General features: G+C 41.6%; 8 protein-coding genes and 2 pseudogenes. 6 read left to right on the plus strand and 4 right to left on the minus strand.

Annotation, left to right across the window (positions count from 1 at the left end; all coding sequences use genetic code 11):
- Positions 1-163: 163 nt before the first annotated feature.
- Together F6K51_RS34025 and F6K51_RS34030 are read right to left on the minus strand one after the other, a co-directional pair.
- Positions 164-859 (minus strand): annotated as a pseudogene (locus F6K51_RS34025) (class I SAM-dependent methyltransferase); the annotation flags it as partial.
- A gap of 74 nt (positions 860-933) precedes the next feature.
- The gene (locus F6K51_RS34030; RefSeq protein ID WP_365940516.1) at positions 934-1,443 is read right to left on the minus strand and encodes a M48 family metalloprotease; all 510 of its coding nucleotides are present in this window, start codon (positions 1,441-1,443) and stop codon (positions 934-936) included.
- A 256-nt stretch (positions 1,444-1,699) separates the two neighbouring features.
- On the opposite strand from F6K51_RS34030, the gene F6K51_RS34035 reads away from it, so the two are divergent.
- A complete protein-coding gene (locus tag F6K51_RS34035; RefSeq protein ID WP_293029555.1) occupies positions 1,700-2,374 on the plus strand; it encodes a response regulator transcription factor in 675 nt (224 codons plus the stop codon).
- A gap of 21 nt (positions 2,375-2,395) precedes the next feature.
- Positions 2,396-2,524, plus strand: a complete 129-nt coding sequence (locus F6K51_RS34040; protein ID WP_293029558.1) for a hypothetical protein — start codon at positions 2,396-2,398, stop codon at positions 2,522-2,524.
- Here the strand turns inward: F6K51_RS34040 and F6K51_RS34045 are convergent.
- Entirely contained in the window at positions 2,521-2,844 is a 324-nt protein-coding gene (locus F6K51_RS34045; protein WP_293029561.1) for a (2Fe-2S) ferredoxin domain-containing protein, read from the minus strand. The two genes, F6K51_RS34040 and F6K51_RS34045, sit on opposite strands and share 4 nt — an antisense overlap.
- Before the next feature lie 266 nt (positions 2,845-3,110).
- Here F6K51_RS34045 and F6K51_RS34050 point away from each other — a divergent pair, with 266 nt between their 5' ends.
- From F6K51_RS34050 to F6K51_RS34065, 4 genes and pseudogenes are all read left to right on the plus strand, one after another.
- Complete coding sequence (locus F6K51_RS34050; protein WP_293029564.1) at positions 3,111-5,258, plus strand: serine/threonine protein kinase; 2,148 nt, start codon at positions 3,111-3,113, stop codon at positions 5,256-5,258.
- A gap of 106 nt (positions 5,259-5,364) precedes the next feature.
- Complete coding sequence (locus F6K51_RS34055; RefSeq protein WP_293029568.1) at positions 5,365-5,598, plus strand: hypothetical protein; 234 nt, start codon at positions 5,365-5,367, stop codon at positions 5,596-5,598.
- A gap of 2 nt (positions 5,599-5,600) precedes the next feature.
- A pseudogene (locus tag F6K51_RS34060) lies at positions 5,601-5,880 on the plus strand (DUF6444 domain-containing protein); the annotation flags it as partial.
- An 827-nt stretch (positions 5,881-6,707) separates the two neighbouring features.
- Positions 6,708-7,799 (plus strand): hypothetical protein, encoded by a 1,092-nt coding sequence (locus F6K51_RS34065; RefSeq protein ID WP_293029571.1) that lies wholly within the window; start codon positions 6,708-6,710, stop codon positions 7,797-7,799.
- Positions 7,800-7,821: 22 nt separating this feature from the next.
- On the opposite strand, the gene F6K51_RS34070 is transcribed toward F6K51_RS34065, so the two are convergent.
- The gene (locus F6K51_RS34070) at positions 7,822-8,937 is read right to left on the minus strand and encodes a tetratricopeptide repeat protein (protein ID WP_293029574.1); all 1,116 of its coding nucleotides are present in this window, start codon (positions 8,935-8,937) and stop codon (positions 7,822-7,824) included.
- Positions 8,938-9,051: the final 114 nt, after the last annotated feature.

The following is a 9,051-nucleotide window of genomic DNA, read 5'->3' on the forward strand; positions in this document are numbered from 1 at the left end:
ACCCATGGTCTAGTCACACCCCACTCTAGAGGCTATTAAATTATATTAACACAAATATGATTAATCTAGAATTGCCAAAAGAATAAGAAAAGGTAGTGTTTTTTGTTGGTCTCGCTAACCCCACCTAAATCGAAGATTATAGGTGGGGACTGCGCGAGACATTTTGTTCAAAAACTTCCGTTAGCCAATTCGCCTCCCGGATCGTAGTCTGATTCCCGTCTAGAATCAAGACTTGTCCTCCCCCTTGCAGCAGTCGGAAGGATTCATGCAAAATCGACTGAGTTACCTTAGGTGGAGTTTCGTGAAACAACAGTGATGCTGTAACTAGATCAAAAGACTGATCAGCTAAACCCGTCTGTTCAGCCATACCATGAAGCCACTGAATATCGAGATTAGCCTTGTTCGCTTTGTAGTCAGCCATGACCAGCATATAAGGTGACAAGTCGAGACCAATGACCTCGGCATCAGGAAACCTCTGCTTTAACATCAAGGTTGTGGAACCGGTGCCACAGCCCAAATCCAGAATTCGTCGTGGCTTCCCTACTATAGTATCAATCAACCCCTGACGCACCCAGGCTTCATTAGGGGGCAATGCATATTGGGTAATTGGGTCATAGGTTGTGGCTGCACTTCCATTCAAGTAGCCCCCTTCAATACCATGGAAATTCTGAGTGCTGTAATAGTCAGGATAGATTAGGTCAGGGTTACGGAAGCGATGCTCGATACGAGCCGCTACGCGAACGCACTCAGCTTCCCAATTCATAGTTTCGTCAAACTGCTGCAGCTTTTCAAAATCAATCAAGCTACCGATGATCGGGGATAAGAAACGGTCCCAAAGTGTATCTTGATTAACGGCCATAGTTATACCTGGAGATATCAAACCAACTCCTAACGCAGTATACCTTGAGGCTGATTAATCTAGCACCACACTCCTTACCGTGACCCTTTAACATTCCGAGCAAACTGCTCCCGACCCTCTTGCAGATTAGCAGGAATTCCATTAGGGTAAGTTTTAGCAATCAGACTCTGGAGTTGTTCAACCCGATTACTAGGGTTAGGGTGAGTACTAAAAAACTCCGGTGGTTGCCCACCCTGTCGAATCGAGTTAAGGACTTGCATCAGTTCAACGATTCCCCGAGGGTTATAGCCCGCTTGTGTCATAAACCGAAAACCAAGGCGATCGCTTTCTAATTCATCCTCACGTCCATACTTAAGGCTAACCATTTGATTAATCGCTTGGGCAAGTAGTGCTGCTTGCCTACCACTCTGGGCATCATCACTGGCAGCAATACCAACAGCATTAACCAATGCTACCCCAAGTTTCTGCTTGGCCAGATGTAGTGAACCAGAAGCTGCCGACTTTTTGACAATCCGCTCTCCCACCTGAGAAATATATCCTTGAAGGGCTTTATCTGGGTAAAGACCACCGTGTTGAGCCGCCATTTCCGTGCTTGTAACCCCATCACCACTTCCTGACGGGGGGAAAGTTGGATGCGCTGCTTTTCCCTAGTTACTGGATTTTCAGAGACACTGGTAAAGTAGCTCTACGCACCGATTATCTCCCAAATTCATCCATAGCAAAATACTATAAGACTTATAAGACTATTGTTGTGGAAGATATGATGAATTATTAGAGCCGTTATTATTTCTGTATTAGTCCTAAGAACTTACAGTTGTTTGGCCTAGACACCATCAAGCTATGACCCACCATATTTTAGTTGTCGAAGATGAAACCAAACTAGCCCAGTTCATTGAACTGGAACTGAAGTACGAAGGTTATGAGGTTAGTGTTGCCTCGGATGGGTTAGCTGGTTTGGGAGCAGCGCGGGAATCTAATCCAGATTTAGTAATACTCGACTGGATGCTACCGGGCATATCTGGACCAGAAATTTGCCGACGCCTGCGCAGTACTGGTAATCAAGTGCCGATTATCTTATTAACCGCTAAAGATGAAGTAAGCGATCGCGTTAGTGGTTTAGATGCTGGTGCTGATGACTACGTAGTCAAACCCTTCAGCGTAGAGGAATTATTAGCCAGAGTCCGAGCTCATCTGCGACGCAATCAAACCGAAGACCCCAACATCCTCCAATTTGCCGACTTAAGTTTAAACCATAGCACCCGTGAAGTCTATCGAGGTCAGCGATTAATTGAACTGACTGTCAAAGAATTTGATCTACTCGAATATCTTCTTGCCCATCCCCGACAAGTCCTCACCCGAGAGCAAATCCTCGAAAGAGTTTGGGGTTATGACTTTATGGGTGACTCTAATATCATAGAAGTTTACATTCGCTACTTGCGCCTGAAGCTAGAAGCCAACAACGAAAACCGTCTAGTCCAAACCGTGCGCGGTGTTGGCTACGTATTGCGAGATTAGTCCTGAGTGCATCATTCCTGATTGCATCAGTCCATCCTGACTTCCGACTCTCGACTCCCGACTCCCGACTCCCGACTCCCGACTCCCGACTCCCGACTCCCGACTCCCGACTCCCGACTTCCTAAAAGCATGGAAAACTGCTATACCTAATACCCAAAACTCATATGGATGCGGGGATGGAGTTTTGCCCTGACTAACTTACCCCCTTGCAGATGTTCTTCCACAATTACCGGCACATCTTGTGGTTTGACTCGGCAATACCAAGTCTCCTCTGGAACAATCCGCACCGTTGGACCAGAACTACACTGTCCCTGGCAAGTTGTACCAATCACGCTAAAGTCAGAAAGATCAGCTTCCTCGAAGGCAGCCAGCACCTCAGCTGAACCGGCTGCTAAACAAGACTTATGTTGGCAGACTAAAACACAAGGCTTTTCGGTTTTGGCACTGTGTTGAGTAAAATCTGTTTCCACCTTAAGTTCAGTTAATATTAAGAATTATTACTCCCTTCATCATAGCCATTGACTTTTAGGCATAGTTTAATACCATTAACCCCTAAAATGCCAAATACCTGTTTTCAGTCCTGAGTCGGTTTTGAGGAAGCACAGTCTCCTGTTATGCACCAATGACCAATGAATAATTACCAATAACTCATTGCTCAAGCATCCAATTGAATCGGACAGCAGCTTAACATTAGAATGAAGACCACACTTCGAACCCAATTGTCCCTGAATCCGTCATGAATCCAAAACTCTTAAACAATCGCTACCGTGTCCTTGAGACTCTAGGTTCGGGTGGGTTCGGTGACACCTTTCTCGCCGAAGATATCCATATGCCCTCAAGACGGCGGTGTGTGATTAAGCAACTTAAGGCATTAGCTCATAATTCTAAAGCTTACAAGGTCGTCCAAGAGCGATTCCAACGAGAAGCAGCTGTTTTAGAAGCCTTAGGGGAAGCACATGACCAGATTCCAAGACTTTATGCCTATTTCTCTGAAGCCGAAAAGTTTTACCTGGTTCAAGAGTGGATTCGAGGCAATACCTTTACAACACAGGTCAGACAGGGAAAAAAATTTACTGAGATTGAAGTTAGGGAACTCCTAATTAGTTTGTTAAAAGTTCTAGAGTATGTCCACTCTCGCCGTATCATTCATCGGGACATTAAGCCAGATAACATCATTATCCGCCAACGAGATGGAGTACCAGTTCTGATTGATTTTGGTGCAGTCAAAGAAGCAATGAGTACCGTAGTCACCAACTCTGGCACCCCTCACCCAGCATCAATTATAATTGGCACTCCTGGCTATATGTCTTCGGAACAGTCAGCAGGACACCCAACCTATAGCAGTGATCTCTACAGTTTGGGGCTGACAGCAATTTTATTGCTAACGGGTAAAATACCACAGCTATTCCACACAGATGAGAGGACTGGTGAAATTTTATGGCGTCAAGATGCCCCACACCTTTATTCAAACCTAGGAATAGTGCTCGACAAAGCGATTCGATTCCATCCACGCGATCGCTTTATTAGTGCCAGACAAATGCTTGATGCTCTCCAATCTGACCCGGCATCACCTACGGAAGCCACAGTCCCCATGTCTCCCGGTGCCCCATCAACAGCCAACAAAGGTACCGTAGCAACAGTCCCCATTTCTCCCGGTGAGCCACCAGCCAACAACGGTTCAGTGTCCACTATTAAAGGCCCTTATCCAGTCACTGTAAAACAAAACGATAGTTACAAGGCAGTTTTAAAGGGAGGTTTAATCGGAGGCGGTATATTACTGATTGTGGTGGCTGTTGCTTCGGGATTCAACAAATTCTTGAATCCCTCTACAACAGTCCCATCCTATGAGCAATCTAAATCAACATCATCCACGACTAAGGAATTACCATACCCAGGCACGTCAAGTTCTCAAGAAACCCAAGATAAAAAAGTATCATCAAAAGACCAATCACCAGGAACTAATTCATCTTCATCACAGTCCCAAACCAAGAACCCATCACAACCAGTAACTACACCAGGAACTAATTCATCTTCATCACAGTCCCAGAGCAATAACTCATCCCCATCACAACCAGAGACTAGGGTAACTGATCCGGTCACACCATCAAACCCATCATCCCCATCACAACCAGAAACTAAGGTAACTGATCCGGTCACACCATCAAAGCCATCACAACCAGCAACTAAGGTAACTGATCCGGTCACACCATCAAAGCCATCACAACCAGCAACTAAGGTAACTGATCCGGTCACACCATCAAAGCCATCACAACCAGAAACTAAGGTAACTGATCCGGTAACTACTCCCTCGATATCAAAACCAGAGACTAGCGTAACCGATCCGGTAACACCAACATCCCCATCGAAACCAGACACTAAGGTAAAACCAGTTCCAGTAAGGACACCGAAACCTATCACCCAACCTTCACCCATCGTAGAAAACAATACCAATAACCCAAATCTTGCTCAGCTCAACGCTATTCCCAAATTTCCCCCAGGAACTCAGCGAAGAGCAGTGGAATATGCTTTAGGCCAGCCCACAAAAAACTTAAAGGGCAAGTGGAATACTCGCGCTTTCCTTTATAAAAATGTTGTCCCTAATCAAGTAGACCTAGGATATTTGTTTGGAAGTTCTGGGCGTCTGCGCCAAACTGAAGTTACCTTTTCGCAATCCGTTGGCCTAGAAATCATGTCACAGACCTTAAACAAGCTGCTCAGTAACAACATCTCCACTGACATTAAACAGGGACTGGCAGATGTATATCAGCGCAAGTCTAATAACTATGAATTTTCCAGTGGTAACAATAACAGCTTGCGGGGTGTGATTCAACGAAACAGTAGCGATCGCATTTACATTGGTGTTTGGGAAGCGGATTTAAAGTAAAAAGCAATCCTAATTCCCTGAGCAAGACTCTAGTGCTAAAGGCTCCCCGGCTGATAGCTGATAGCTAAGGGTTCCGTAGCGTGCGCGTAGCGTATATGCTTACCTTTTGTCTATTTTATTTAACATGAGAAAGATACTAATATTCGGCAACTCTGGAGCAGGAAAAACTACCTTAGCCTTAAAATTACAGGTTGAGTTAAGCTTACCCATATTAGATCTAGATACTATTACTTGGATACCCGATCTACCAGGAGTAAGAAGAGAAGATGCTGAAAGCGAGAGATGTAAGTATTCAGGTGGTGGGGTTGACAAAAGGGGAAAGATGAGTAGTATTTTATAACCATGGAAATTAAACCACCAGCCATCCCCAACAGCTTTGAAGCTCTGGAACTCCTGCCCCAATCGGTTCTGGTGGAGCTGGTGCTGCAACAACCAACTTGTGATTGAACAACTCATCGTTGAGGTGGAACGCCTTAAAAGTCTGCGGTCGAAAGACAGGCAGACCTCATCAAAGCCCCCATCAAGTGACCTGATTAAAAGGTCACAGAAACCAACTAAGAAGGAATCGGACTCCTGCAAACGCAAACGCGGAGGACAACCAGGACACAAAGGGAAAACCCGAATCTGAGTTTGAGATCTAGTTTGACTCAAGACAGAGGCTTTTTCTACGGGAGTGGAAAAGTTGGGCACAACTGTGATGATTACTGGTGTCTGGGGAGAGTAAATAGGCTGGTTGACTGACAAAACATTTCAGATTGACTGCTCAATAAGGGTTTCAGCACTTTCCGAACGAAACCTGCGAAGCTCTTTAGTGGCAAGGCTGGAAGGCAAATGATCCAGCTGAAAATCTGAAGCCCAACACGATCAATGCATAAGTGCATTTCCTGTAAGCTCTAGAATCCTTGTCTATACAGAGTTTCAGGGTTTTGCTCGTAAATTTTTGTCAGTCAACCAGGTAAATAGGTCTGAGCGACCTTGCATAAAGCCATAGTCCCAACCTGAATAAAAATAATCAGAATGATAGTATTTGAGGAATTATCATTTTTATCTTCCCCAAGCTTTCAAATATGTTCCATTAATCCTGTTCCATCAATCAAGGCAGTCTGTGTGACAGTTGAGAGAAAGAATATGGGCTTAACTAAGTGCCATTCGTCTCTGATTCCTAGGTTTGACTAATTGAGATGGCTTTGTCAACCCCTACACCTGAATGCTTACCATTTTTAGACCCTGATCAGAAACTTATTTCTGCGCAACTCCTTTGCTCGGACGATATTGCTGGTGGTATACTGGGAAAGCTGTGTTGGTTTTAAGCTGATGTGCATTTAAATTGGATATTCCCCGTTCCCTGTTCCCTTTGAAGAATTTAGGTATCCCAATCTAAATGCTGAACAGCTTATCCTTGCAGAAAGCTTTGTGAACGTCCTCTTTCATCAAAAAATTAGTTCTTCAATGCAAAAGACAATACTAGTCCCCATTCAAGGTTCTTTAGGTTTTGCTCTCCGAGGAATTCGCGCACAAAAAGATTATATAAATTATCTGATTCAATCTGAGCCAATAGATTTAGCAACTCTTATATTAGCACATCCAAAATTCAAGGATATAACAGAAGAGACTTTTTCTAACATCGGGGCAAAAACTAGTTTTATATCTTGCGAAAATAGTTATTTAGATGATGATTTTTTATGGGCAATAGCTCAGGAAAATAGTATTTCGGAAAATGATATTATTACTGAACAGAAAGCCATGTGTTTTTTACAGGAAATATACCAAGAAAAATATGCTATAGTTTTTGATAACTTATATCAACCTCATCCATTACCTAATAAACCAAGTATTTTTGCTAGTAAAAAAAGTGTTATAGAAGCTAAAAATAAATTAATTGATTCTGCTACACAAGCAAAAAAAATGACCGATCGTCACAATGCTAATATAATTTTCATCCCATTTTCTGGCTTGAAGGCGTTTGGTACAGATTATGGAGAAACAGAGGATGAGAAGCAAAGAATTAAAGAATTTATGTCTTTCCCTTTTGAAGATAGTATTCCGGCTATAGGACAGATTCAAAAAAAATTGGATAAACGTAATATCATAGCTATTCCAGTAATGATACAGTATGGTTCACTTGATGAAATTCATAGAACAGTTTTAGCTCTGAGCAAACAATATCATTTATTTCCTCTTCCTACTTCATTAAATATTGATTGGAACAATAATTTAGATCAGCAAGTTGGCTTTTTCCATGCACTAAATCAATGGTCAAAAGAAACAGGATTACCTAATATTGCACTTGTACATGGTAGTGCTTGTCTTCATCTTATTGAAGAATGTATTAACCCTGAAGGAATGATTACTTTTTTTGCAACTCACACAGAAACACTTAAAGTTGAAGATGATGGGAGAATTTATAATTTAGCAATTGCAGAAGCTAGTGGTGGCTTCCTGCGTGCTGTTCAACCGCCAATGCCACATTCTCATAACTATAGACTAGTAGCTAATAAAATTGTTGAACAGGTCTGTGAAATTTTCCACTTAGATGCTTAGGGCGTGTCTGCAAGCCCAATAATTAACAATATTTATTATCAAGTATTTGAGACACATTCTTATGATGAGGAGAGTAAAAATTCAAGTGTTCGAGAGCTTTTTGAAAAGTGTTTTTGGCTTTTTCTTTTTCTCCTTGATTTTCATATAAAAAGCCAATTTCCATGTATGTAAGTCCTTCACCATTTTTATCAGAAGCACCACCTCCAGTAGCAGATACTTGCTTCTTGACTTTTAAACTTTCATTATAATATTCTAGTGCCTTGTTGTAATTTCCCATTAAACGGTGAACTTTACCTAGCTCATTGAGTGAAACACCTTGTCCTTGACGATTATTCTGTTCTCGCCCTATTTCCAAACTTTTTTCAAATAGCCTTTTTGCTTCTTCTAAAAAATTTAATTGATTTTGAATGTTATAAAGCTCGATGTAAACCTTGCCCAAATTATTTGTTGTTTTACTAATTAAAAATTGATTGTTAAGTTTATTATTGAGATTGAGGCTCTTTAGTAAAATTTCTTTAGCAATCTCTAATCTTCCTTGTCTAGTGTAAATCTGGCCCAAACCGTCAAGTGCTTCTGCTAGTTCTTCGTCTACATCAGTATTCTGATTTTTCTCTAGATTTATCAATAGTTTCAATGAATCCTCAAAGGCTTCAGCAGACTTGTCCCAATTTCCTAATGAACGATTCAGATACCCTAAAGTATATAAAGCTTTAGCTTCACCATATTCATCGTTTAATTCTTGAAAAATACGCCTGCTTTCCTCACATTTATCTATCCCATTCTTGGCATTTCCTAGTAAACGTTGTACTTCAGCAAACTGTTCAAGTAAATGAGCTTCTATTAAACGCTTTCCTGCTTGTTGAGCAGCAGAAAGTGCATCTTTTTGTATTTTTTCTAAATCTTCCCAATAAGTCCGCAGTCTCAGAAATCTTACCAGACTTTCACTAATCTCGATCACTCGTTCCCATTGCTGTTCTTCTTGAGCATAACTAATAGCCAATTTAATATTATTTAACTCAGTTTGGAAGAAGTGTAGAGCTTTACTTTCTAAATCTTGCTGGCTTTCAGCACAAGGTTCGGCCAAATTTTTATAAAACTTAGGATCAAGATGGCTATTATTTTCATTAAGCAGGTGCACAAAATTAATTACCTATTTTTGACATAATAATCTATAATTAGATAAAATCACTGAAAATGGGTATTTATATGAGATTCATTAGAGAATTAAATACCGAAACTAAAAAACTGTTGG

This window comes from Moorena sp. SIO3I8 (assembly GCF_010692325.1).
Taxonomy (GTDB): domain Bacteria; phylum Cyanobacteriota; class Cyanobacteriia; order Cyanobacteriales; family Coleofasciculaceae; genus Moorena.